The organism is Vreelandella boliviensis LC1 (genome assembly GCF_000236035.1).
GTDB lineage: Bacteria > Pseudomonadota > Gammaproteobacteria > Pseudomonadales > Halomonadaceae > Vreelandella > Vreelandella boliviensis.
Genome location: NZ_JH393258.1, coordinates 559,942 through 585,057, shown reverse-complemented (window position 1 = coordinate 585,057; position 25,116 = coordinate 559,942). Strand labels below are relative to the sequence as shown.

Annotated in this window: 24 protein-coding genes; 14 read left to right on the top strand and 10 right to left on the bottom strand. The window is 52.8% G+C overall.

Annotated features, from left to right (window positions below; translation table 11 throughout):
• Positions 1–41: 41 nt before the first annotated feature.
• From ispE to KUC_RS11885, 3 genes are all read right to left on the bottom strand, one after another.
• Positions 42–896, bottom strand: coding sequence for a 4-(cytidine 5'-diphospho)-2-C-methyl-D-erythritol kinase (gene ispE / locus KUC_RS11895; RefSeq protein ID WP_040480774.1), 855 nt, complete (start codon positions 894–896; stop codon positions 42–44).
• A gap of 14 nt (positions 897–910) precedes the next feature.
• Positions 911–1,558, bottom strand: coding sequence for a lipoprotein insertase outer membrane protein LolB (gene lolB, locus KUC_RS11890; protein ID WP_040480773.1), 648 nt, complete (start codon positions 1,556–1,558; stop codon positions 911–913).
• Positions 1,559–1,669: 111 nt separating this feature from the next.
• Complete coding sequence (locus KUC_RS11885; protein WP_050804851.1) at positions 1,670–3,421, bottom strand: tetratricopeptide repeat protein; 1,752 nt, start codon at positions 3,419–3,421, stop codon at positions 1,670–1,672.
• A gap of 344 nt (positions 3,422–3,765) precedes the next feature.
• Between KUC_RS11885 and hemA the strand changes: the two genes are divergently transcribed.
• The 5 genes from hemA to KUC_RS11860 are packed head-to-tail and all read left to right on the top strand — an operon-like array spanning position 3,766 to position 8,306.
• On the top strand, positions 3,766–5,079 hold the full coding sequence (gene hemA / locus KUC_RS11880; RefSeq protein WP_007113446.1) for a glutamyl-tRNA reductase: 1,314 nt from the start codon (positions 3,766–3,768) through the stop codon (positions 5,077–5,079).
• On the top strand, positions 5,076–6,164 hold the full coding sequence (gene prfA / locus KUC_RS11875; RefSeq protein ID WP_007113445.1) for a peptide chain release factor 1: 1,089 nt from the start codon (positions 5,076–5,078) through the stop codon (positions 6,162–6,164). The genes hemA and prfA overlap by 4 nt, the downstream gene beginning before the upstream one ends.
• The gene (gene prmC, locus KUC_RS11870; protein WP_007113444.1) at positions 6,164–7,012 is read left to right on the top strand and encodes a peptide chain release factor N(5)-glutamine methyltransferase; all 849 of its coding nucleotides are present in this window, start codon (positions 6,164–6,166) and stop codon (positions 7,010–7,012) included. The genes prfA and prmC overlap by 1 nt, the downstream gene beginning before the upstream one ends.
• A gap of 33 nt (positions 7,013–7,045) precedes the next feature.
• Positions 7,046–7,546, top strand: coding sequence for an Lrp/AsnC ligand binding domain-containing protein (locus tag KUC_RS11865; RefSeq protein WP_007113443.1), 501 nt, complete (start codon positions 7,046–7,048; stop codon positions 7,544–7,546).
• 4 nt (positions 7,547–7,550) lie between these two features.
• Positions 7,551–8,306 (top strand): HesA/MoeB/ThiF family protein, encoded by a 756-nt coding sequence (locus tag KUC_RS11860; protein WP_007113442.1) that lies wholly within the window; start codon positions 7,551–7,553, stop codon positions 8,304–8,306.
• A gap of 16 nt (positions 8,307–8,322) precedes the next feature.
• On the opposite strand, the gene KUC_RS11855 is transcribed toward KUC_RS11860, so the two are convergent.
• On the bottom strand, positions 8,323–8,904 hold the full coding sequence (locus tag KUC_RS11855) for a bactofilin family protein (RefSeq protein WP_083825774.1): 582 nt from the start codon (positions 8,902–8,904) through the stop codon (positions 8,323–8,325).
• Between the two features lie 195 nt (positions 8,905–9,099).
• Between KUC_RS11855 and KUC_RS11850 the strand changes: the two genes are divergently transcribed.
• Positions 9,100–9,687: a polymer-forming cytoskeletal protein gene (locus KUC_RS11850; protein WP_007113440.1), complete on the top strand. Its 588-nt coding sequence runs from the start codon at positions 9,100–9,102 to the stop codon at positions 9,685–9,687.
• A 101-nt stretch (positions 9,688–9,788) separates the two neighbouring features.
• Positions 9,789–11,468 carry a methyl-accepting chemotaxis protein gene (locus KUC_RS11845; RefSeq protein WP_007113439.1) on the top strand — a complete coding sequence of 560 codons (1,680 nt, stop codon included), beginning with the start codon at positions 9,789–9,791 and terminating at the stop codon, positions 11,466–11,468.
• A 92-nt stretch (positions 11,469–11,560) separates the two neighbouring features.
• Here the strand turns inward: KUC_RS11845 and KUC_RS11840 are convergent, their stop codons facing one another.
• Positions 11,561–12,328 (bottom strand): class I SAM-dependent methyltransferase, encoded by a 768-nt coding sequence (locus tag KUC_RS11840; RefSeq protein WP_007113438.1) that lies wholly within the window; start codon positions 12,326–12,328, stop codon positions 11,561–11,563.
• Positions 12,329–12,562: 234 nt separating this feature from the next.
• On the opposite strand from KUC_RS11840, the gene KUC_RS11835 reads away from it, so the two are divergent.
• The 4 genes from KUC_RS11835 (at position 12,563) to KUC_RS11820 (ending at position 15,763) form a co-directional block, all read left to right on the top strand.
• Positions 12,563–13,054: a metallophosphoesterase family protein gene (locus tag KUC_RS11835; protein ID WP_040480770.1), complete on the top strand. Its 492-nt coding sequence runs from the start codon at positions 12,563–12,565 to the stop codon at positions 13,052–13,054.
• 86 nt (positions 13,055–13,140) lie between these two features.
• A complete protein-coding gene (nfsA, locus tag KUC_RS11830) occupies positions 13,141–13,872 on the top strand; it encodes an oxygen-insensitive NADPH nitroreductase (protein WP_007113435.1) in 732 nt (243 codons plus the stop codon).
• 157 nt (positions 13,873–14,029) lie between these two features.
• Complete coding sequence (locus KUC_RS11825; RefSeq protein WP_040480769.1) at positions 14,030–14,995, top strand: zinc-binding metallopeptidase family protein; 966 nt, start codon at positions 14,030–14,032, stop codon at positions 14,993–14,995.
• Positions 14,996–15,133: 138 nt separating this feature from the next.
• Positions 15,134–15,763 carry a hypothetical protein gene (locus tag KUC_RS11820; RefSeq protein ID WP_007113433.1) on the top strand — a complete coding sequence of 210 codons (630 nt, stop codon included), beginning with the start codon at positions 15,134–15,136 and terminating at the stop codon, positions 15,761–15,763.
• A 29-nt stretch (positions 15,764–15,792) separates the two neighbouring features.
• On the opposite strand, the gene KUC_RS11815 is transcribed toward KUC_RS11820, so the two are convergent.
• The 4 genes from KUC_RS11815 to KUC_RS11800 are packed head-to-tail and all read right to left on the bottom strand — an operon-like array spanning position 15,793 to position 21,167.
• On the bottom strand, positions 15,793–16,620 hold the full coding sequence (locus KUC_RS11815) for a PEP-CTERM/exosortase system-associated acyltransferase (protein ID WP_007113432.1): 828 nt from the start codon (positions 16,618–16,620) through the stop codon (positions 15,793–15,795).
• Positions 16,621–16,644: 24 nt separating this feature from the next.
• Positions 16,645–19,479, bottom strand: coding sequence for a bifunctional diguanylate cyclase/phosphodiesterase (locus KUC_RS11810; RefSeq protein WP_007113431.1), 2,835 nt, complete (start codon positions 19,477–19,479; stop codon positions 16,645–16,647).
• A 34-nt stretch (positions 19,480–19,513) separates the two neighbouring features.
• Entirely contained in the window at positions 19,514–20,725 is a 1,212-nt protein-coding gene (locus tag KUC_RS11805) for a hypothetical protein (protein ID WP_007113430.1), read from the bottom strand.
• Positions 20,694–21,167, bottom strand: a complete 474-nt coding sequence (locus KUC_RS11800; protein ID WP_208854494.1) for a hypothetical protein — start codon at positions 21,165–21,167, stop codon at positions 20,694–20,696. Before KUC_RS11800 ends, KUC_RS11805 begins: the two co-directional genes overlap by 32 nt.
• A gap of 350 nt (positions 21,168–21,517) precedes the next feature.
• Between KUC_RS11800 and KUC_RS11795 the strand changes: the two genes are divergently transcribed.
• Complete coding sequence (locus KUC_RS11795; protein WP_007113428.1) at positions 21,518–22,411, top strand: dihydrodipicolinate synthase family protein; 894 nt, start codon at positions 21,518–21,520, stop codon at positions 22,409–22,411.
• A 76-nt stretch (positions 22,412–22,487) separates the two neighbouring features.
• Here KUC_RS11795 and KUC_RS11790 read toward each other — a convergent pair whose 3' ends face one another.
• Complete coding sequence (locus tag KUC_RS11790) at positions 22,488–23,423, bottom strand: glycerophosphodiester phosphodiesterase (RefSeq protein ID WP_040481039.1); 936 nt, start codon at positions 23,421–23,423, stop codon at positions 22,488–22,490.
• 263 nt (positions 23,424–23,686) lie between these two features.
• On the opposite strand from KUC_RS11790, the gene KUC_RS11785 reads away from it, so the two are divergent.
• Both KUC_RS11785 and KUC_RS11780 read left to right on the top strand, forming a co-directional pair.
• Positions 23,687–24,376: a VIT1/CCC1 transporter family protein gene (locus KUC_RS11785; RefSeq protein ID WP_040480764.1), complete on the top strand. Its 690-nt coding sequence runs from the start codon at positions 23,687–23,689 to the stop codon at positions 24,374–24,376.
• Positions 24,377–24,471: 95 nt separating this feature from the next.
• On the top strand, positions 24,472–25,101 hold the full coding sequence (locus KUC_RS11780) for an SDR family oxidoreductase (protein WP_007113425.1): 630 nt from the start codon (positions 24,472–24,474) through the stop codon (positions 25,099–25,101).
• Positions 25,102–25,116: the final 15 nt, after the last annotated feature.

Below are 25,116 nucleotides of genomic sequence, written 5' to 3'. Positions count from 1 at the left end.
CCTAACGCGCTGACCGGGCGCTTTTACTGCCCAGAGCGGGACTATAAATAGCCCAGAGCATCATGGAGGGGAGAGGTGTTGAGCCCGCGTGCTACCCATGTCGGCCAACGTTGACCCGCTAATTGCGCGATTGCCTGTGCTGCTTGCTGCGTCTCAAAAGCAGCAAACAAACAAGCGCCCGTGCCGGTCAGCCGACTAGGTGCGTGCTGTGCGAGCCAGTCAAGGGCTTCCGCGATTGGCGGATAGCGTTCCTTTACTATTGCTTCACAGTCATTGCGCCACTTCGGCGCTCCCCCCTGCAGTGCGCGCGCCATAGTAATGGGGCGGCTGTCACGTGTCAATTGCGGGTCTTGGAAGACGCCCGGTGTAGACACACTTATGCCGGGGTGAATAACCACAAACCAGGGAGTATCAAGCATCACCTTAGTGAGCTGTTCGCCAACTCCCTCGGCCCAGGCGCTGTGGCCGTGTATAAAGACCGGCACATCGGCCCCAAGTTCTAGCCCCAGGCGGGCTAATTCTTCAAGCGGTAGATTGAGCTGCCAGAGGTGGTTAAGTCCCACTAGTGCCGTGGCTGCGTTGGAACTGCCACCACCCAAACCACCTCCCATAGGCAGCTGCTTTTCAATCGCCAGCGTAGCCCCTAGTGGTGTGCCGCTATGGTTTTGCAATAACCGTGCAGCACGTACGACCAAGTTGTCATCGTGACTAACGCCGCTAACCTCACTGGTTAATTGAATCGCCCCGTTATCGCGGGGCGTTAGCGTAAGGTGATCGCATAGGTCGATAAACTGAAAAAGCGTTTGCAGCGAGTGGTAGCCGTCATCACGACGACCCACGATATGCAGCATGCGGTTTAGCTTGGCCGGTGCGGGGAGAGTTAACGGCGTGTTCATTTCCACGATTGCCTTTACTCTTCGCTGGCTTGCCATTGGTTGACCACCAGAGTAATACGCACATCGCCGTAGTTCATAATTAGGCGACGTGGCAGCCATAAATTGCCGACTTGTTTCCAGTCACGGTAGTCGATTTCCCAGCCGTCTTGTGCAAGATGGCTCGGGAAGCCCAGTTCGTCGGTTTCTAACTGATAGCTGTCGTGATCACCTGGTAGGCCACGTACCCAGTCGGGCATGGCGGTGACGGGGAGCGCCCAGCCTAGCTGCTCTTCCATTAAGGCTTCTGGGGTCTCTGCTTCAAAGCGCCCATCACTATTGGAAAGCGAGAAACGCCCTTCGCGGCCCTCAAGCACGTTGCGACCGCCGCCAAACGGTCCGCTAATCAGCATGCGGAAATAGTAAGGGGTTTGATTCCAATCCAGGTTGGCGCTGACGTTCTCTTGGGGAGTGCGTAAACCGGCTTTGCCGACCAGTGTCCAGGTATCGAATGTCTCTACATCAGCCAGCTGGCGTTCCCACTGGCCTGCCTGGCGGCCACTCTCATCCATAGGCGCCTGAGAGGCACACCCGGCGAGCAGGAGTAGCGCGAGCCCGGCAAGCCAGAGGCGCGAAGCGTGGCCTGCTAATGGCCAGCGGGGCGAAGGGGACGTCAGTGTCAACATAAACAGGCTCCATGTCAGATGATTATGGCGCAAGGGTAACATGATTGGTGCGCCTGATTCGGTGGTTCGCAGGGTTTAGGGTGCCTCTGGCGGCGTTAGTTCGGGGCTTATTTAAGGGCTTAGCTCAGGATAACGCTCAAGCAGCTCGTCGATCAGCGGATGCTGGCTCGTTCGCTGCATGATTTGCTTGATCAGTCGGCGTGCTTCTTCATCTCGCCCCAACGCATTTAATACTTCGGCTAAATGTGCGGCGACCTCTTGGTCAGGCAGTTGTGCGTAGGCGCTTTCAAGCCAGGGTAGCGCTTCTTCAGGCTGTCCCATTCGGAAGTAAACCCAGCCCATACTGTCAAGTACGGCGGGATTGTCCGGGTCGGCCTCGTAAGCGCGCTCAATCAGCTCAAAGGCTTCTTGTAAGCGTCCTGGCAGGTTAAGGTCGGCCAATGTGTAGCCCAGCGCATTGAGGGCTTCGGCATTATTAGGGTCGGTGCGCAGTATCTGGCGTAAATCCTGCTCCATGCCCGCAATGTTGCCCGCTTCCCAGCGCCGCATGGCGCGCATATAAAGCAGTGATGCGTCATCAGGCGTACGGCTAATTTCGCGATCTAATAGCTCGTTAGCGTCCGCGGGCTGACTCATTTCGTCCAGCAACTGGACTTCGAGCATTACGAGTTTGGTGAAGTAATTGTCAAAGCGCATTCGCTCAATGCGTAGGAAGGCGCGAGCATCAAGCAAGCGATCTTCCTCAATTAGCATCTGCGCCGCAGCTGCGCGAGCGGGCAAAAATTCTCTGCCCTCGCTGACTTGGCGGTAATAGAGCAAAGCATTATCAGTATCGCCTTGTGCTTGAGTGATAGCGCCGAGTAGGTAATAGGCTAAATCAGGCACCTGGGATTGGCCAATTAGCGGCTGCAGCAAGCGTTGCGCGGGTTCGGGGTGACCTTCTTCAAGATAGAGTTGGGCTAGCGATAAGCGCAGATCCTGATTGCCACCATGGCTTTCTAGCAGGGCGTTGGTCTGCACTTCGGCAGCACTAATATTGTTAAGGCGAATTTCCGCCTGGGCTAGTAGCAGTATGAAGCGGACATCGTCAGGAGCGAGCTCCAGGCCCTGCTGGGCAGCTTGCTGAGCGGTCGAGTAATCCTCAATCTCCAGAGCCAAGCGCGCTTTCACCAGCCATAACGCAGCGGATTCGGGGTCGAGCACTTCGACTTGATCAAGCCGCCGCTGAGCAAGTGCGGTGTCGCCAATCGTGGCCTCGATCAAGGCCGTGCCCAGCAATACATCGCTGTGGTGCGGCAATTGGTCAGCGTTGGGGCGGGCTAAATGCTCACGCAACTGCTGGGCGATTAACGTCAATGGTGCCTCTTCAGCCACCGCTACCTCTGCAAAGGCAGTTATATCACCGTGGCCGCCTGCTTCAACAATATCAAGACGCTGCTCTAGGCTGTCGAGCCAATCACCGCGCTGTAGTGAAAAAGCCGCCAGTAGACGATTAGGCGCTTCTGCCAGGGGGGCAAGCTCTCGCCAGCTAAGCGCGGAAGCCTCTATTAAGGAGGCTTCATTGCCAAAGCGGGCCGCGAAGGTTGCTCGCTCAGCAAGTGCTGGATCGCGATAGCGCTTAGCCGCTTCCAGGTAGCGCTGGCTTGCGTAGCGATAGTCACCACGCTGGCCTGCAAGCTCGGCGCTGAGCAGCGTGCTTAGCCCAGCGGCATCCAGCCCACGGGTGATCGGCGGCGCATTGCGCATCGGATCATCGGCCCAGGTGCCGAGGGGGCCATCTTGTGGGCTAGGCGTGGATTGGCAGCCGCTCAGCAGCAGAGCAGCAGAGGCGGCCACGGGTAGTAGTATCGAATGCCGTAACATAGAGCTCACTAATGAGAAGCCTGAACAGGTAGAGCCCATTAATACAGGGCCCGATAATGAAAAGCGAGGTCGCATGCGTCTCTCGATTAAGTGGCCGAGTGCCCAGCATAGCGGCTTGCCTGCCTGCGGCAAAGTGGTGTGGGCCAGATGATAGCCTGCTGTGATAGAATGTTCCTCCTTGAAAAAGTGGTCAGCGAACTTTACGCCTACGAATGAAAGGTTATTGTAGGCAGCGCTCGAACCATACCAAAGACTTGTTTTAGCAAGCCCTAATTGACGGTGCAGCCGCTTATCATAACGGCGGCTGACAAAAAGTCCGACACACTAGCGAAGACGCATAACGCATGACGCTTCTTGCCCTGGGAATAAATCATCGTACCGCCAGCGTGGCCGTGCGTGAGCAGGTGGCTTTTACGCCAACGCAGCTTGAAACTGCGTTGGCTGAATTGCGTAACCTGCCACAAATCAGTGAAGCGGCGGTGCTCTCTACCTGCAACCGCACGGAGCTTTATTGCGTCACGGATGCGGCTGGCGAACAGGCGGTACTCAATTGGCTCGGACGCTTTCATAACTTACGCGTCGATGAGCTGACGCGCTGTGCCTATCACTATTTAGACAACGATGCGGCGCGCCATTTAATGCGCGTAGCGGTTGGCCTGGATTCTATGGTGCTGGGCGAGCCGCAGATTCTGGGCCAGTTGAAGGATGCCTATCAGCAGGCGCGCCAATCCAAGGGCTTGGGGGGGGAGCTTGAACGCCTGTTCCAGCACACCTTCGCGGTGGCCAAGCAAGTGCGTACCGAGACAGGGATCGGTAAAAACCCCGTTTCAGTGGCCTATGCCGCCGTCAGCATGGCCAGCCGCATTTTTGATGATTTTAGCCGTTCACGAGCGTTGCTAATCGGCGCCGGTGAAACCATCGAATTAGTTGCCCGCCATTTACACGAAGCGGGCGTTCGCCAGCTTACCGTCGCCAACCGCACCCGTGAGCGTGCCGAACTGGTGGCAGGCCCCTTAGGGGGAACGGCGATTACCCTTCAAGAGATTCCCGACGCCCTTGAACACGCCGATATTGTGATCTCTTCCACCGCGGCCCCACTGCCCATACTTGGCAAAGGTATGGTCGAGCGTGCGCTCAAAAAACGCCGCCATCGGCCAGTATTTATGGTCGATATCGCGGTGCCTCGGGATATTGAGCCCGAAGTGGGCGAATTAGCGGATGTGTTTCTCTACACCGTGGACGACTTGGAGGAGGTAATCCAGGAAAATCGTCGTCACCGCCAGGTTGCCGCTGATCAAGCCGAGTCGTTGATAGAGCACGGGGTGGGTAGTTGGCAGCACGAGCGACGTATTCGTAACGGCGGCGAGTTGATTCGCGACTATCGCCAACATGGTGAAGCGTTGCGCGATCTCTCCCGCGACCAAGCGCTAGAGCGGCTGGCGCGGGGTGAAGACCCCGCTAAGGTCATTGAGCGTTTGGCCCATCAATTGACCAACCGTTTGCTCCACCAGCCGACCCAGGCTATACGCGATGCGGCCTCAGAAGAGCACCACGACTTGCTGAATGCCGCCCCGCGTCTGCTATTGCCTATAAAACCTGCATTCGAGACCACGCCTGCGCCCACGGTTAACCGCCAGAAGGATGATACGCCCGCATGAAAGAGACCCTGCGCCAACGCTTAGACAGCTTTACCGAACGCTTTGAAGAGCTGTCGATGCTGCTGTCGGATCCCGACGTGATCAATAACCAGCAGCGCTTTCGCGACTACTCACGTGAATATGCCGAGTTAGAAGAGCTGGTGGCGGCCTGGCAGCGCTATCGTGATATTGAAACCAATATGCACGAAGCCGAGCAGCTTAGCCGCGATAGCGACGCTGATATGCGCGAGTTGGCGGAGATGGAGCTTAGCGAAGGGCGTGAACGGTTAGCCGAGCTGGATATCGAGCTGAAACGCTTGCTGGTGCCGAAAGACCCTGACGATGGCCGTGGGGTGTTTCTGGAAGTGCGCGCCGGTACCGGCGGCGACGAGGCGGCTATTTTTGCGGGTGATCTGTTTCGCATGTACTCACGCTATGCCGAAAAACGCGGTTGGCGGGTCGAAGTGGTGAGCGCCAGCCATGGCGAGCAGGGCGGCTACAAAGAGATCATTTCCCGCGTCAAAGGCGATGGTGTATACGCCCAGCTAAAATTTGAATCCGGTGCCCACCGAGTGCAGCGCGTCCCCGCGACCGAATCTCAGGGCCGCATTCACACTTCTGCTTGCACCGTAGCGGTAATGCCTGAAGTCGATGACGTGGGTGATATCGATATCAATCCTGCGGATTTGCGCGTGGACACCTACCGCTCCAGTGGTGCCGGTGGTCAGCACGTTAACACCACTGACTCTGCGATCCGCATTACTCACCTGCCCACCGGCGTGGTGGTGGAGTGTCAGGAGGAGCGCAGCCAGCATAAAAACCGTGCCAAAGCGATGTCGCTGCTGGCCGCGAAGTTGAAGCGTAACGCCGTTGACAGTCAACGCCAGACGCAAGCGGATGCACGTCGTTCGCTAGTCGGCTCGGGAGATCGCAGTGAGCGCATCCGCACCTATAATTTCCCCCAGGGGCGGATTACCGATCACCGCATTAATTTGACGCTTTATAAGCTCAATGAAGTGGTTAGCGGCGAGCAGTTGGATGATGTGATTAGCCCGTTGATTCACGAGTATCAAGCGGAACAGCTCTCAGCCCTTCAGGACGTCTAATGACTCTTGATGCGCTGCTCAAACAGGCTGCCCAACGCTTGCAGGCGGCGGGTTCCAGCTCGCCGCGTATCGACGCTGAAGTGCTGTTATGCCACGTGCTCGGGCACGACCGCACCTGGCTCTACACCTGGGGCGATAAAATGTGCTCCTTATGGGAGCAGGCCCGTTTCGATGCGCTAATCGCTGCACGTGCCCAGGGCACACCGATTGCCTACCTTACCGGCGAACGCGAATTTTGGGGGCTGCGCTTAGCCACCTCTCCAGATACGTTAATCCCCCGGCCTGATACTGAAACCCTCGTTGAGCTTGCGCTTAGCCGAGCGACGCTGCCCTCAGGCCGACTGCTCGATCTTGGTACGGGCACTGGCGCTATTGCCCTGGCATTTGCCAGCGAGCAGCGCCACTGGCAAATACTTGGCGTGGATTTGCGCTTTGAGGCGGTCGCGTTGGCAAGCCATAACGCGCGCTCGTTAGGCATCGCTAATGCTAGGTTTTTACAGAGCGATTGGTTCGGCGTATTGGAATCGTTTGAAGAGGCAGATAAACGTTTCGATATTATCGTTAGTAACCCGCCTTATATTGCCGCTGATGATCCTCATCTAGCCGAAGGCGATGTGCGTTTTGAGCCACGCTCAGCACTTGTCGCTGACGCCTGCGGCATGGCCGATTTGCTGCATTTGGTAAACTCCGCGCAGCACTATCTAGCGGCGTCAGGTTGGTTGCTGCTTGAACACGGCTATAAACAGGCCGAAATGGTGCGCGAGGCACTTAATTGCGCAGGCTATCAAAACGTTGAAAGTGTTCGTGACCTGGGGGGGCATGAACGGGTTACCCTAGGACACCTTTAATAACTGCCTGATTCATCAGTATTGGATCCTGCCATGAAACCAAAAAATAGAACGCTGGACCGTATCGACCTTAAAATCCTGCGCTGCTTGCAGGAAAATGCACGTATTTCTTACGTCGATTTAGCCTCGGAAGTGGGCTTGTCCACAACCCCTTGTCTTGAGCGCGTTAAGCGTTTGGAGAAAGCGGGTATTATTCGTGGTTACCAAGCCATCCTTGATCCGCGGGCTTTGAAAGCCAATTTGTTAGTGTTTGTCGAGATCAGCTTAGAAACGCAGTCTCCAGCGGTCTTTGATGAGTTTCGCCGTGCTGTCGAGAAGCTGCCGCAGATTCAGGAGTGCCACCTAGTCTCGGGGCAGTTCGACTACATCTTGAAGTGCCGCATTCCCGAAATGGCTGCTTACCGCCAGCTGCTAGGCGATGTGGTGCTAACGCTGCCTGGCGTTAAAGAATCGAAAAGCTACGTGGTGATGGAAGAAGTGAAAGAGAGCTTCAATTTACACATTCCCGCCTTCGAGGAATTTGAGGATAAGTAAGCCGATGATGGATGACCAGGCGCTGCTGCGCTATAGCCGTCAGATCATGCTGCCCGAGGTGGATATCGAGGGCCAAGAGCGCCTGCAGTCTGCCCATGCAGTGATTATTGGTGCTGGCGGTTTGGGCTCTCCGGCAGCGCTCTATTTAGCTGCCGCTGGAGTAGGGCGCATCACGATCGCCGATGCCGATCACGTCGAGCTTTCCAATCTTCAACGTCAAATTGCCCACCAGCAGTCCAGTATCGGTTTAAATAAAGCGCACTCTGCCCAGGCCAGCATGCAAGCTCTCAATCCGCACTGCCACATCGTTGCGTTAGACCAGCATGTAGAGGGCGAACCGCTTGAACGCTTAGTCGCTTCGGCGGATGTGGTGCTGGACTGTACCGATCGTTTCTCAAGCCGCTATGCGGTGAATGCCGCCTCACAAAAGTCCGGGGTGCCGCTGGTTTCTGGAGCGGCCATTCGCTTTTCAGGTCAACTAGCAGTGTTTGATCCCCGCGACGCGGCTTGCCCCTGCTACGCCTGCCTCTATCCACCCGATGACAGCGGTGACGAAGCGCTTAGCTGCGCAGAAAGCGGGGTAATGGCACCACTGGTGGGCTTAATCGGCTGCTTTCAGGCGGTAGAAGCATTTAAGCTACTTAGTGGCGCAGGTTCTGCCCATCAGGGGCTCTCCACCTTTGATGGCTTAAGCGGCCAATGGCGGCACTTTCAAGTACCCCGCGACCCCGCTTGTCCAGTATGTGCTCAGCGCCGCTGATGCTGCTGAAAACGCCTTAATCGTTAGCTTTTGCTTCAGTCGTGTCGTGCTCTGCGTCGCTCGCACTCGCGAATGCACGTTTATCGACGGTTGTTTTTGGCGAGGAGGTTTTTGGCGAGGTTTTTGTCGCGCTGCCAGTAGCATCGTTAAAGGCGCTTTTAAGCACTTCGTTGTCAGGATTCATATCAATACTGCCGTGGAAAATGCTGCCATCTTCCAGCACCAGGCAGGGGGCTACAATGGTGCCTGAGACCTGGGCGCCCTTGTGAATCGTCGCGCGGTGAAGTGCCACTAAGTTGCCTATTACTTCACCGGATATTTGCAGCGTATGGGCAAAAACATCGCCGTTGATATAGCCACTGGCGCCTAGGGTAACGGTGTGCTGTTTGCAGGTGATAATGCCGCTTACGCGTCCCTCTACCGTCAAATCTTCATCGCTATTAATGTCTCCCTCCACTTGCGTATGCCCCCCGATCACGGAGAGGCTTGGTCGCGCACTGCTGGTCGGTGTTCCTGGTGTGGCTGATGAGCGTGTATCGGGTGGTATTAGCGTTGCGGCTTTATTTTCAGGTGGGGCATTCTTGGCTTTGTTAAACATAGGGTGACTCCTAGTGAATGACGCTAGAGCGCCTTTGGGGTGCGTAGTAGTGACCATTAAATACTTTAATCGGCTTATGAGCGTCTTAAAGCCTGGAGTTAAGCCAAGTGAATGGGCTTATTCACGCCGCCGCAATATAGCAGAACGAGTATAACGTTAGCTGGGGTAACCACATCTAAAGCGGCAGGAAGCGGTATGGGCATTCAAGTATGGTTTATTGTGCTGGGCGTTGGAGTAATGACGCTGATCGTATGGGATGGCAAGCGCCGTAAGCTAAAACAGCGCTCTTTAATCGCGGCCGGTATAACGCACAAAGCACCTGCAGTGGATACCGTGCCCAACCCAGAACCACCCTATGAAGCGATGTCGCCACCTGAAACAGATGCCTCCACTGTGGCGCCTCCCGCCATAGGGTGTATGCCTGGTGGCAGCCGGATTGGGTCGGCCACCCATATTTTAGGCAAAGTGATCGCCGATGAGCCTGTGCTCATTAAAGGTCGTTTAGAGGGTGTGCTCATTGCGCCCAATCATCCTGTCTCAGTGACTGCCACTGGCCATGTGGCATCTTATATTGAGGGGAGTTGTGTCGATATTGACGGGCACATGGTCGGTACGCTTAAAGCCACCACTAAGGCCACGCTGCTATCACGGGCGCGCTTACAGGGGGTGGTCGAGGCTCCTCGCTTAGAGTGCATGGCGGGGGCTTGGCTCCAGGTGGACGTTGCTCAGAAGGCCAGCCGCCACAGCGTCGTAAAGGCTGGGGGCAGTTGTTTATCACACTAATATGTTATACCAGCGTCTAGATTTGCACTGTGGTGCTTCAGTTGGTTCTAGCCTAGCCGATATCTTATTAAATAAATTATAAATATTAAGGAATTAACAGTATGAAGCACCTCTCTATTAAATGGAGCCTGACTGCTGCATTAGCCTTACTGGTGCTTATGATTGGTTTGATCAGTGGCCTCGGGTTTTATGCTAATCACAACAGTTCTCAGGTGCTTGAAGAGCTAACGGATACCAACGTACGGCTTACGAATTTAGCCAACCGAACACAAGTAAATGCGCTTAGAGCACAAACATTTTTAGACCGCTCGGCAAGTTTTAGCACTCAAGGTAACCCAGAGAAAGGGCAGGAAAACCTTGCTTTCGCAGCAGAGGCGGTTGCCGTGGCCGAGGCTCGTTTTAATGAGTTTCGCGCCGTGCCCATCAATCCTGAAGGCACGCTGGTTCCCCACCGTGATGCGATTGTCAGCGCTTATAATGCTTTTGTGATAGAGGGCATTTCGCCACTGCTAGAGGCCGCTCCTTTTCAAATCCAGCGCAGGCAAGAGGAACTGGGGGCATTAAGCGCCGAATTGGATCTAGCCATGAGCGGTTTTATCGCTTATACCGAGGAGCGTGGCACTAATGTTCTTCAACAGGTCAATCGCTTGGCGACTATCATTGGCGCCATCGCTATTTCACTTTTAGTCATTTCGCTCGTGGCAGTGGTGGCGATTAGGTGGGCAATGATGCGTAGCGTTGTAAGGCCCCTTCGCCGTGCCAGTGAGCACTTTGCGCGAATTGCCGATGGCGATCTGACAGGTCAAATTGAGGATCGTGGTCACAACGAAATTGGCCAGTTGTTCAGTGGTCTGTCGACCATGCAGGAGAAGTTAAAACAACTGGTTATAGCGTTGAGAGGCAGTAGTGAGCGGGTGTTCAGCGGGGCTGGTGATATCTCTGCGGGAAGCCAGGATCTCTCTTCACGAACCGAGCAGCAGGCCTCCGCGCTCCAGCAAACCGCCTCCAGCATGGAGGAGATGTCGACGACGGTAAGTAAAAATGCAGAAACGGCCCAAGAGGCGGATCAGCTTTCGGTCGCGGCGTCTCAGTCGGCGGAGTCAGGTGGCAAAGAGGTAGAGCGCACGGTGCAACTTATGCGTGAGATTGCGGCCAGTGCAAGCCAGGTAAACGATATTATTGGCGTGATTGACTCAATTGCCTTCCAAACCAATATCTTAGCGCTCAATGCGTCAGTCGAAGCCGCCCGCGCAGGCGAGCAAGGCCGCGGCTTTGCCGTTGTGGCCAACGAGGTGCGTACATTAGCGACGCGAAGTGCTGACTCCGCCAAAGAGATTCGGAGCCTGATTGAGCAGACCACCACGAAAATTAACGGTGGCGCTGAACAAGCGGAGCGCAGTGGGCTGACGATTCACCAAACGGTGGATGCGATTCGCCAAGTCACTACTCTAATGAGCGAGATTTCAACCGCGACGCGTGAGCAGAACAGTGGTATTGAGCAGATTAATGCTGCCCTTACCGAAATGGACTCGGTGACCCAGCAAAACGCTGCGCTTGTGCAACAAACCAGCACGGCCGCTAGTTCTTTAGAAGAGCAGGCCCGCGAGCTGGCCGATTTGATGGCTACCTTTCGCATTGATGAGAGTGCTGTCAGCGCTGTTGCGATGACGCATAAGGGAAAGACCCCAGGGCAAGCAGTTGACCCACGCATTGAGCCAGTGCCGCGCCAACAGGTGAAGCAAAGCCAACCAGAAACCAGCGATGAATGGGATGAGTTCTAGGTCTTAAATCACTAAAAACCGCCGATGATAAGTGTACTTATTGTCGGCGGCTGTTTGCCGCTATAACGTGGCCGCTAACACGGCGGTTCCGCTTACGCACGTGCTGAAACGCGCAGCCGTACATAATCTGCAGTCCAGTTGCCTTGTTCATCGCGTAGGCTGTGTCCCAGCAGCGTTAAAGTGTTCTCAAGCACTGCTTCGCGCACATCCTCGTCGAGCCCATGCAAGAAAGGGCTGGCGAAGGTTTCCAGCCACCCCATCATGCCGGTAGGCAGTGGCGTAGGGCGTGGGATCAGCTCAATGCTTTCCACCTTGAAACCGACTGTTTCCAGCAGATGGCCGTATTCGTGAGTGGTCGGGAAGTACCAGGGGTGGCGGCCGCGGGCGCTAATGCCCCGGAACTGCAGGGCAGCAACCAGAGCCGTGCAAATAGCAGCGACATTGCCATGACCCCCGAACTCGGCTACAAACCGGCCTCCCGGCTTCAATGACCGCTTAACACCTGCCAGTACGGCCTGGGGGTCAAGCATCCAGTGTAGTGCCGCATTGCTAAATACAGCATCAAATTCATGGTCGAAAGGCAGTTGATGCCCGTCAACGACACGGGCGGTAATCCCGCGTTGGCGTGCGGCGTTCACCATCTCTTCTGAAGCGTCTACACCGAGCACGTCAGCGCCAAGCTGCACAAGGCGCTCGGTCAACGAGCCGTCGCCGCAGCCAAGATCCAAAATGCGTTCGCCGGGCTGAGGCGCTAACAGCTTGACCACTTCGCTGCCTAGCTTAGGTACAAAATTAGCATTCTGGGCGTAGTCGCTGGCATTCCACTCTTGCCCGGGTGCATTTTGAGGGGTATTGGTCATATCGGCTTCCTGGCGTCGTTATTATTCCATCAAGTGTCAGTTATCAACGTATAGCCTTAACAGTATAGCTTGCTGATGCCTAACTTATTAGATAGACAATGAAAATCTAATAAATAACTCGCCATCGCTAGCTATTTGATAACTTAGATATCGGCTTTGGTAAGCAACTTTTGATAGCGTTCTAGCAAAAAAAAGCTAGAAAGACATATTTATCCGCTGGCAGGGGTCTCATTAATGAGCCAATCTAAGCCGTGCTATAGCGTCAATTCACCCGTCGGGGTGATTGCCGATACCCACGGGTTGCTACGTGATGAGGCACTTTGTCTCCTGGAGGAGTGTGAGCTTATTCTGCACTTAGGGGATGTGGGCAACAAAGAAGCGGATAAAACGATTTTGCAGCGTTTGGAGACAGTGGCGCCAGTGCACTGCGTAAAGGGCAATATCGATAGGGCGGCATGGGCCACGAGTTTGCCGATACATCAGGACATTGTTGTGAACGAAAAACACCTGCACCTTGTTCACCGCTTAGAAGATTTCGATCCAAAGACTCCTTGCGATGCCGTTCTGCATGGGCACTCCCATAAGCCCCGCAATGAACACCAGCAAGGAAAGCTACTCTTCAATCCAGGCGCGGCGGGAAAGCGCCGATTCAAACTGCCTATTACGCTAGGCAAATTATGGATAGATCAACGCGGCGTGCGCGGCGCGATCATGCATTTGCTGTAGCCGGTTTTGAAAGCAATCAGCCACTCCTGTCATATTGTACAAATCTGTTACCCTATTCGTTTGTTGTTTCAGATAAGCGAGGTTCCATGAACGACGTTATTGAGTTACTGAAATCCCACCGTTCGATCCGTAAATTTAGCGACCGGCCGATTGCGAGGGAGTTGCTGCTGGAGCTTATCCAAGCCGGACAGGGAGCGGCTACATCCAGCCATGTTCAGGCATATACCGTTATTCATGTAAAAAATCAGGCCAACCGTGAACAGATAGCAGAGCTGGCCGGTGGGCAACGTTATGTTGCTACCTGTGCGGACTTTTTAGTTTTCTGCGCTGATATGAAGCGCCCGACGGAGGCTTCAGAGCGTACCGGCGCGAACGTTGTGCGAGGAATGACCGAGCAACTGTTGGTGGCGACAGTGGATACGGCGCTGATGGCGCAAAATGTGGCGGTAGCGGCTGAGTCTGAAGGGTTGGGGATCTGCTATATCGGCGGTATCCGCAATAATCCACAAGAAATCAGCGACCTGCTACGCCTACCCAAGCACGTTTACCCGGTGTTTGGTATGTGCCTCGGCTATCCAGACCACGAGCCTGAAGTGAAGCCACGCTTACCCGTGGAAGCGGTTCTTAAAGAAGACTACTACACTGAAGACGGTGAGCAGGTAGAGGCCTTCGACACCACTATGCAGGCTTATTATCAGGCTCGCAGCAGCAGTAATAAAGATACCGACTGGTCCCGAAATCTTGAGCCGTTGTTCGATAATAAACTGCGCCCACATATGCGTGACTTTTTGATCAAGCGTGGTTTTGAAATGAAATAGTTTTGAAATGACTTGGCTTTGAGATGACTTAGCTTTGAAATGACTTGGCTTTGAAATGAAGTAAGGGGCGCTGGACACTTTTTAATAGGATTTTTGGAAAAGAGAACGTTCAGTCGGTTATAGGTTCTCTTTTTCTCGCTTTCAGGAGCTTCACCGTATGCGCGTATTTTCAAATCCCGTCGGTTCGGGCTCTCTTTGGTTCGACAACCTTGGAACTGCAGACGGGGTCCCCGTCGCCTATGACCCTCAGGCCCGTGCCTTTGTGCCAATGCCGCCTTTCTGCATCAATCGAGACATTATTGGCTGCAACTGGATCGCCCCTAAACAGGGGGCTTTTTGCCGTGCTTGCGCCATGACAGCGCTGGCGCCAGATCCCAGCATTCCCAACGCTATTCCTAATTGGGCACAAACGGAAGCAGCTAAACGCTGGGTGTTGGATAACCTGGGCCGTTGGCACTGGTTCCGTCCAGAAGACCCAGGCGCGCCGCCAGTTTTCCATTTGCTCGCCGAAGGCCCCACGCCAGTGCCGATGGGGCACATTCAGGGCGTGGTTACCATCAGCGTGGCCGAGGTAGACCCCGTGCTGGTTGCAACGCGTCGTGAAGCTTTAGAAGAGCCTTACCGCACGATGATTGGCCATATGCGCCACGAAATATCGCATATGCTCTGGTGGCGGCTTAGTCTGCGGGCAGATTTCCTTGATGCGTTTCGCGAGATGTTTGGTGACGAGCGTCAGGATTATCAGGCTGCGCTCCAGCGCCACTATATAGATGGTCCGCCACCAAACTGGAAAGAGAGTTTTCTGACCACCTACGCTTCAGCGCACCCGCATGAAGATTGGGCGGAAACTGCCGCCCACCTGCTGCATTTAACCGATATTGCCGATAGCTTTGCAGCAACCAATCTTTCTTCGCCGGAGCTACCTAGCCACCAGTGGGACCCTTATGCGGAGCAAGATGCTGAGCGTTTGATTTATGTGGCTGCGGCGCTCACCGTTGGGGTCAATCACGTCAACCGCTCTATGGGGTTGCCTGACCTTTACCCCTTTGTGCTCTCGGAGACTGCCCGCCGTAAGCTTGCGTTTGTCCACGACTGGCTGCGCCGGGGCGCTCAGGGGCTGTAACCTGTAGCACTGGTCACCAAGGAACAGTGAAGAATTGCCGTGATAATCTATACTGCAATTCAAGGCTTTATCCGCATGCCGATAACAATAAAGCCGATGGCGCCGAAGGTCATCGGTTAACCCGCATGGAGACTGCATATGAACCTTGATCGTGCTTACTACCTCTTAGCTGCTTTCTACAGTTTAATGGTGATTATTGGAGTGATTGCCATATTTGCGGGAGGGGGAACACTCCTTGCTCCCGTGCAGTTACTGTTAGGGGCATTAGCAGTGGTTGGGCTTTGGGGATATATATTGAAGCGCAGGTTTATGAATCCGCGTATGTGGAGGCCTTTGGCCGGTGTGCTGGCGGTGGGCATTGTGGTTCAGTTATTTATTATGCTGACAACGCCGCTTTCGAGCGTTTTATTAACCTGGATGCTGACCAGTAGTATCTTTTCGGTCATGTTGGTCATTATGCTCTACCGATATGGAGATCGGGATCAACCTCTCTGGGCATCTGATGAAGAGCGCACAGCAGCCCGACAACTAGACGTTTTATTAAGTGATAACTCCCCAATAATGGCCATCAAACGTGACGGAACTCGTGAGAATAGCGTAAAGGTATCTAAATCGAATGAGGGATACAAAGCAAGCGTGACGCGGCGTTCGCAAGAGAGCCAGGAGCGCTTTGAGGAACGTTTCCAATATCCCGAAACGTTAGTGTTTTTCTTAGAGAAATTTACCAGCGTAACGGTTAATGATTTTAAGAAAACGACATCGCTTTGAAGTCTTAGAGACCTGTAGCGATTAAAAATTTAAAGTTGAGGTGGGTCTTTTTTTTCATGGCTTATTTCGGAGCTTGTTTGAATAGCAAGCTCTTTTTCTATATGTATATAGAGTGGTATTAAGTGCTTGGGCAAATTTTCAACAGCAATTTTTTGATCGATATAATAAGCTGCACGGTTTCCACAATAGTTTATTATTTCACCAATTTGTTGAAAATGAAGGCCAGATGCTTTAAGTAACCTATTGAACCTTGGTTCTAACATGGCAAAAACGTGCCTCCGATGCGCTAAACCAACAAGCGCGGTTGCTGCAAGAAATAAACTCAAACTAATGATGGATTGGTTTTTAGAATCATAATTTGAATTTTTTTCATTGATATTTATATCTTTGTTGTTAATCAATAATTTTGTTTTATTTCTAAATAATGGGTGCACCGCGAGTCTAGAGACTTCGCAAATCGTATTTTTAGTCATTTTTTCTGGGTGAAAATCAAGGCTGGTTAAACTATTGCCGCAGTATTCTTCAAATGGCAGGATTTGTAGAAAGCCTTTAATAGAATCATCTATGATGACCACTCTTAAACATCCGGCATCGATTCCGCTCTCCCGATGTTGGAGAAGACAGAGTATCGAGTGCTGATCATGAGAGTCTTTTTCTAATATGGGATTTTTTTTGTCCCCAATGCCGTAGTTCAATTCTTCATTGAAAACGAGATGGCGTAATAAAAAAGCACGTTGCTTTTCTTCTGGTGAATGGGCGATAATAAATTTAAAATTATTAAAGAATTGATGTGGGTTTATACTCAATTTAGGTAATACTATCGTTTGTTCTAATATATCACTATTTTTTATTAACATGGATGATTGCCTTTTTAATGGTTTTTAACATTTAGATGTAACTAGTTTTTGAAGTTTTGAAGGTTTTCCTAAATAAAAACCCTGACCATAAGTTATTCCGTAGGATTTTAGAATGGGCAATAGTGCTTCTTGATCAACGAATTCGGCAATCGTTTGCTTGCCAAAACCTTTAGCAATATCGGCAATCGCGCGAACAATGACGCGACTGTCAGGGCTAATCAGCAAGCTGCGAATAAAGGAACCATCAATCTTAATATAGTCGACGGGCAACTGTCCTAGGTAGTGGAAACTACTGAAGCCCACTCCAAAGTCATCCAGTGCGGTGCGGCAACCCAGGTCGCGTACTGCTTGTAATACACCCCGTGCGGTAGAAAAGTCAGTCACCGCCGCTGTTTCTGTCACTTCTAAGATTAGGTGGTGAGGATCAGCGCCGCTGGCGGTCAGCTCGTCTGCCAAATACTGTTTTAATCCTCCATCGTGAAGGGACTGTCCGGAAAGGTTCACCGCCAGCGTAATACCTTGATCCTGCAATTGGCTAAGTGCTTTTAAACTGTGCCGCAATACCCAGCGGTCGATCAATACAATTTGTCCGCTCTGCTCGGCAATAGGAATAAAGTGTGCGGGAGCAATAAGGCTACCATCAGTATCGCGCATTCGGAGCAACACCTCATGGTGTTTTACGTCTTGGTCTTCCAGGCGCATGATGGGCTGCACCATTAGCTCAAAGCTATCCTCTTCAAGCGCATTATGGATGCGTTCAACCCAGTAAACTCGTTCTTGTAGCTCGTCTTTGGCATTTTCTGATTTGGAAAGTAGATGCCAGTGCTGGAGACCGCTCTCCTTAGCTTTGTACATCGCCACATCAGCGCTAGCCATCAAGTCAGCAGGCGTATTGCCATGGGTGGGGTACAAAGCAATACCAATACTGGCCGTTACCCTATGTCGCCGCTCTCCGACAACGAAGCCGATGCCATCTAATAGCTGGACGATATATTGCGCGACACTTACCGATTTTTCGACGTTGGTATCTTCTAATAGCAGAGAAAATTCGTCACCGCCCAGACGGGCAATGACGCCACGGTGGCCTAGGTTATGAAGGAGGGTGTCAGCCACTTCGCACAGTAATTTGTCGCCCACATGGTGCCCACTCAGCTCGTTAACTTCTTTAAACTGGTTTAAGTCAAGCAGCAGTACCGCTCCTTTTGTCTTGGCGGGATGTTCAAGGGCAATTTGCAGCGCATGCTGAAAGTAGCGTCTGTTGTAGAGTCCCGTCAGCGGATCGCGTTCAGCCAACCAGGTTAGTCGCGCTTCGGCAGCCTTGCGTTCGGTAATATCGAGCCCTACCGATATGCGTGATACCTTTCCCTGACTACTGGTTTGTAAAGGTGCATGATACCAAGCAATAGTATGAAGGCGGTGGTCGGGCGTACGTAGCGTTTTTTCCTCTTGTTGGGGGTGGGAAAACGTATTCACCGTGGTTGGGGCACCCGCCTCGAAGACATCAACAAAATGACGCCCAAGTAGCGAAGCCTCATTAAGCCCCAACATCAGCTGAGCATATTCATTGACTAAACTAATGCGCCCAGTGCCATCTTGAGCAATGATGAATACCTGGGCCGTATCCAATAGGCCATTAACGAAATCACGCTCTTTGGCTAGCTCTTCAATACGCTCAGCTAGTTGATTGCCGCGTTCTTGCACTTCACCCTCTAATGTTTCAAGTTGGCGCGAAAGTTCAAGTGTTGTGCTCTCTAGTACATCTATCTCGTCGGGAATGCGGCGGCGTCGGCTGGGAATAGCGGAGTGTATGTCACTAAATTTTCCGTTGGCCAAGGCTGGAAGCAATCCGGCTATTCTGCGTAATCGAGCCATTGGGCCAAGCAATATGATTAATAGCAGTAGTTCAGCGGCGATCCAACCGAGTACGCCTACGAACAACAGCGTACGGGTATCCTGATTAATAGCCTTAATTTGCTCGGTAATATCTGATACCAGCAGGAAGTACCCAATATTGCTACGTTCGTTCTCCTCTTCCATGCGCACTGCGCTGAGCTCTAAGTGTCTGCCACCATGCTCAAGACTTAATGGTTCTTCCAGCAAGCGGCGGATAGGTGCAGTATCTGCCGCTTGCTGCAAAGGTACTAAGCTCTGTTCTTCGCCGGTGAGTGCCAGCAATTGGCCATTCCACGCTTGCAGCTGTCTTGCTGCCGTTACCTGACTGTCTTCAGCGAGCCCGGTAACAAGTATCGCGACTTCGCTGCCAGAGACTTCTTTGGCTTGCCGAGTGACATCGGCTAATGAGCGGGATAGCACGACCATACCAACGCTTTCTCCCCCCACCAATACCGGCACGGCGGCAAACTGCTGGCAGCTAGCTGAACAGCGAAGCGCTGCAAGTGGTCGTTCGGTGTTCATAACCTGGCTTACCCAGTTCAGTATGGGAAGCTGTGCTTGCGAGATTCCGGCGCCCCAATTGCCCAATACTTGACCGCGAGTATTGATGATTAGAATCTCATCAATTCCCGCTTCGAGCTGTAGAGCGGGCCACTGGGAGTCCAGCGCTTGCTTGACATCGGCTGTGCTACCCGCTTGTAAGGGCAGGCCCAGGCTCGCTGAGGCGGCAGTTAAACCGGCTAACTGGCGTAAATTTTCCGATGAACGGAGTAACGCTAAACGGATTTCTCGCTGCTGGCGTTCGTGGTGCTGAGTCCGACTTTCCTGAAACTGACGAGTTAAGTTATCGTGCCCTAGCCAGGTAAAAAGTGTTACCAGTGCTAAAAGCAGGAGGCTGCTTAATGCGATAACCCGCCAAGTTAGGCTAAGACGCTGAGGCATTCGAAAAAAGGTAGGTGTTTTCATCGCGGTAACGTCCTAGCCAGGATCGGGGGAGGCGTCAGAAGCGTAGCGATAGCTGGAATAACCACATGTTCCATCTTCGGCTGGTTGCTGATGAATCTGGATTATCCTGAGTGGGTAGCCAACCAGTGCCGTCTACATGGTGATATTCACCTGCTAGCATTACTTGAGGGTGCGGTGTCCACTGCAGACCAAATGTTAGATCATCTGCAAATTGAGAGTGAGCAGGCCCCAGACCATTTGCTTCAAAAGAGTTACCTGAACGGTCTTCATTATTATTAATTAAGCTGTCATATCTAACAAGCCAACTCCACTTTTGATTAATCATACGCTGATACTGCAGATACCAGCTTTGCCCTGTGATCTCAAAATTTCTGGGAATATTATTCCCTTGAAGAGATTGCTTCCTAAGTGCAAATTCGCCAGTAAGGCTCCACAGCTCTTGATTATATTGTATTGATGCAATCCAAGGTTGAAAGTCAAAAGTGCCTGCCCCTTCAGGAAAATTGGTATCTAAGTTGACATCAGCTGCACTGATGGCAGCAACAAAATTGCTATTTTCATGCTCGTATAAAAGCTGAGCTATTACCGAATAGTCGCCTGAAGAGATACTTGGTCTACCATTACCAGCAAAAAGCTGTCTTGCTAGATCTGAGCCTGTTTGCGGAAGCCCTAACCCACTTCGAATGCGTAGCGAGCCAGTAGGTACGCGTTCGTCTAAATATATACTGACTCCGTCTGCAGCAAGAGCAATTGATCGAGTGCGATCAAAGTAAATAGATTGCGGCAGCAGTATGCTGGGGCGTGTAAATGCCACATCGCGAGTTTGATTATAAAACCCAAAAGGGTTTTTGAACCGTCCCAACTGAACACCAAAGGTACGCTGCTGGTTGGAAGCCATCTGATAATCAATGAGCCCATAATCGAGCTCCGGCTTTGCATCGCTACTGTCACCTCCAGCCCGACGACTTAGCAACTGAGCAGCAACAAGCACATCCTGATGGGGGCGTAAGGATACGTTAAGGCCGATTTCGGTGAATTCGAGGCTGCCTTTGTCTCGGCTGCTATGACCAAAGAAGTTATTATCGTCAGTAGTGACCAGCGCCTGGCTAAGAAAGCCATGTACCTGCAAAGTATCCAGAGGGTGTTCATCGCTTTGGGCATTAGCAGATATACCCATTGCAACGGCGGCTACCGAAGCGGCGATGGCTCGGCATTCACTCCATCGAAACGACTTGGACACTATCATCCAGATACTCCCTTTCAAGATAGCCAATGGCACCGGATGTAGTGGCAACGCGCTCGCGCATCTCGGCCTGGTCGCTTACTCGGTCGGGGGCTTGCCCGGTACCTGAGAAGACCATGCGATCCCAGGCCAACTGAAGTTGGTGCGGGTAAACCGCCAATTGCTCTTTGGCAAAGCGAGCGTGCACGGGGTTGCTATTGCTTAATACGAAGACCCTGGCTGCTTGACCATCCGGCCATGTGCGTTGGCGCATCGCGAAAATCGCGCGGGTGGTATCCCGGTTTAGCCAGCGAGTAGCGACATCAGGATGAGCCACTATAAAAAGCGGTGCTTCCCGAGCGATGGCATTCGTTGCTGCGAAAGTGAGTCCCACCAGCAGAATAAGGGTGGTCAATGCCAGTAAGACCAATCGCAATGGAAAGCCGCTTATGACGGGTAATGGCATTGGTGGTGGCTTACTGGTTGATTGATGAACGCCAGGTTCACGCACAATGCAGTTCTGCTCTGCACTTTCGATGTGTATGAATTGATGACGTGTTCTCCCTCGCAGCATTAACGAAATTGTTGTTATATTCAGCTCAAATGGTATAGCAGTAAGACACGCATCCAAAAAAACTATGCCATATCGATACGGCCCATACGCAAACACTACATCAATTCAAGAAAAATAACAGGAAGTTATGTCAACAAAAAACGAGGATAAGTTGGGGCTGTTCCATTCCCGCATGATGTACATTATAGCTAAACATCTGTGCAACACTGCGATTGCGATCCACCTTAATAGGATTATCCACCATGTTCACCGGCCTAAGTGCTTTTCCGCTAACCCCCATGAACGAGCATAGAATTAATGAGCGTGAGTTTGCCAGTTTAGTTGAGTTTTTAGCAGAGGCCGGGGTGGACTCCATTGGCGTGTTGGGCTCGACCGGTAGCTACGCCTATTTAAGCCGTGATGAGCGCGCCCGTGTTGCCCTGCTTAGCGTTGAAAATGCAAGCAGCGTGCCTGTTGTCGTAGGCATTGGCGCGCTACGTACCCGCGATGTGTTGGCTAATGCAGAAAGCGCCCAGCAAGCAGGCGCAAGCGGGGTGTTGCTAGCACCGGTGTCCTACCAAAGACTCACTGATGATGAGGTTTTCAACCTATACGCTACGGTCTGCCAATCGCTGAGTGTCCCGCTGTGTGTATACGATAACCCTGGCACTACCCATTTTGAATTCAGCGATGAGCTGCATGGGCGTATCGCCCAACTGCCCCAGGTTCGCTCTATCAAAATCCCGCCGTTGAAGAACGATATTGAGTTCGCAAAGGAGCGGGTGGCACGGCTGCGCAAGCTGATTCCCGCTGATGTCACCATCGGCATCAGTGGCGACCCGGCAGCAGCTGTCGGCCTAGATGCAGGGTGTGATGCCTGGTACTCGGTTATCGGCGGGCTATACCCTAAAGCAGCGCTGGCGCTAACCCGGGCAGCTCAGACGGGGGATGCTCAACAGGCCAAGGCGCTTTCAAACGCACTTGAACCGCTATGGGCACTCTATCGGGAATACGGGGGTAGCCTGCGAGTGGCCGCTACCATTGCAGAAGTCACCGGCAGAGTAAGCCAGCCTTGTTTGCCCCAGCCGCTTAAAACACTGCAGGGTGATGAACGTAAAAGATTGGCGGCGGTAATTGAAGGGCTTGGCTTGGATTAAAGCACCTGACTTTAGCTTAAAGCTTCGGACAAAAAACGCCCAGCCAAGGCTGGGCGTTTTTTGTTTATAAGTCTGCTTACTCAACGAACTCTAGCAAACGATCAGGGTAATTGGTGAACAGGCCGTTTGCGCCCATTTCCATCAAACGCTCCATCTCATCGGTTTCATTAACGGTATAGACGTGTACCGGCAGGCCGTTGTCTTGCGCCTGACGGATAAAGTCGGTATCGATGACTTCACGGCCTTCGTAGATATAGTTGGTGCCAATTCCCACCGCGTATTCCGCAACCGCTAGGAAGTCTTCATCAGTGATCTCTGCTGGGCCCGGTGTTACGCCGGTCCACTCCACTAAGCGCGATTCATCCTCTTCACTGGGGTAGTACCAAACCAGTTGGATCAGCGGAATGTCGTCGTTAAGTTGCTGCACTTTTAACAGGCTGCCCTGCTCGAAAGACTGCACTAATACGCGGCCACTCTCGACCATGTCGTACTCTTCCAGTTTGTCTACCAGGGCTTCTTCCAAACCTGGGTTTAGCTGCGGCGACTTGGTTTCAATGTAGTAGCGAGCATCGTTACCGAAGCGTTCGAATAGCTCATCCAGCGTGAGAATTTGTGCCCCTGCAAAGTCAGCGTCTGCTTTATCGGCGTTGGCTTCATTGAACCAAGTGCCGGCATCCAGCGCTTTTAGCTCTTCCAGGGTGTGGTCATTAATCTGGCCTTCACCATTGCTGGTGCGCTCAATAGCGTCATCATGGAACACCACCACCTCACCATCGGCGGTGAGTTGGGCATCCAGCTCTAAGTAATCGACCCCCCACTCATGGGCCAGTTCATAGGCTGCCATGGTGCTTTCCGGCGCGTGGCCGCTGGCCCCGCGGTGGGCAATCACTTGGAATGATTCAAGATCCTTTAGCTGCTGCTCCAGCGGTGAAGTTTCTGCCAGCGCAGTGGACGTGGCAGCACCAGCGAAAAGACCCAGAGATATTGAAGTAATCAGTAAACGGCGTTGCATAGAAATACCTTTTGTTGAATGCCTGTTTAATAACCCTACACGGAGTGAGTGATGAAAGACAAGCAGAGAAGGGGCGCTAAACATCGCCAGGATCAAACCAGCCAGGCTGGAAACCTTCATGCCAAAGCGCTCGTTCTGGATGGAGGAAAACGCCATAATTGACTCGCAAACAGACAGCTGGCGCCCAGAATCTGCTAGGCTCTGAAGAAGCTAAGCGTATTTAAACGTCAACGTTTAGATAAACCAACGATGGCATTAGGCCCATGATCCATTCAGAACACCACCGATCTCACCGTAACGGATGGCTGCGTGCCGCGGTACTAGGTGCCAATGACGGCATTGTGTCCACCAGCAGCTTGATATTGGGCGTTGCGGCAGCGAGTACCACACAGAGCGATATTATGCTGGCGGGTATTGCGGGCCTGGTCGCCGGTGCGATGTCGATGGCCGCAGGGGAGTACGTCTCGGTAAGCTCGCAAGCCGACACCGAAAACGCCGATCTAGATATCGAACGTAAAGCATTGATGGAACACTACGAACTAGAGCAAGAAGAGCTCGCAGCCATCTACGAAGCTCGTGGGGTTGAACCAGCGTTGGCCCGCCAAGTCGCGGTACAATTGATGACCAACGACGCCTTAGGCGCACATGCACGAGATGAGATCGGCATTACCGACACCGGCCAAGCGCGTCCACTCCAGGCGGCACTCTCGTCGGCGGCTACGTTTACCATCGGCGCGCTGCTACCCCTACTGGTTGCTTTGCGGGCGCCTCCCGCACTGCTTATTCCTCTGGTCGCGTTGTTCTCACTGCTCTTTTTAGCCTTGCTCGGCGCTATAGCAGCCCGTGTGGGAGGAGCGCCCACCCTAAAAGCTGCGGCAAGAGTGATGTTCTGGGGCGCGCTCGCCATGGTTTTAACATCCGCTATAGGGCACGTGTTTGGCGTGATGGCTTAAATACCTGAACCGCTGTAGGAACAACATACTGGAGGGTTGAATTCCAGCTAAGTGCCTGCACTCATAAAAGGGTAAGCAATTCACAAGGAGGCGTTATGACAACGTTAGTGATTGGCGCAAACGGACAGATTGGCAAACAGTTTTGTGAACTGGCCCAAAAAGCGGACACCCCTATTAAGGCAATGATCCGCAGTGAAGAACAGGCAGCGTGGTTTAAAGAACGCGGCATAGACACCGTCATTGCCGATCTAGAAGGCGAGTTTGAACACGCTTTTGAAGGCTGTGATCAGGTAGTCTTCACGGCGGGCTCTGGGCCTCATACCGGGCCGGATAAAACCCTGATGATTGACCTGTTTGGCGCCATTCGGACTGCCGACATCGCCAAGCAGAAAGGTCTCTCTCGCTATATTATGATCAGCGCCATGCGGGCAGAGCAACCGCTGGCAGCACCCGAGAAAATGCGTCCCTATATGGCCGCGAAATTTGCCGCCGATGCCCATCTGCGCAATAGCGGTATCCCGTATGTCATTCTCAAACCCGGTCGTTTGACTGACGAAGCCGCCAGTCAAAGGTTTGCTAGCTCGTTTGAGGAAGCCGGCGATAACCAAATTTCACGGGCCAATGTTGCTCACGCATTACTGCACACGGTGCAAAGCTCGAACGTGACTAATCAGGAATACCTACTGCTGGATGGCAAGCGCTCGATTGGCGAGATTATTCAGTAGGTAGGCCGTAGCCAC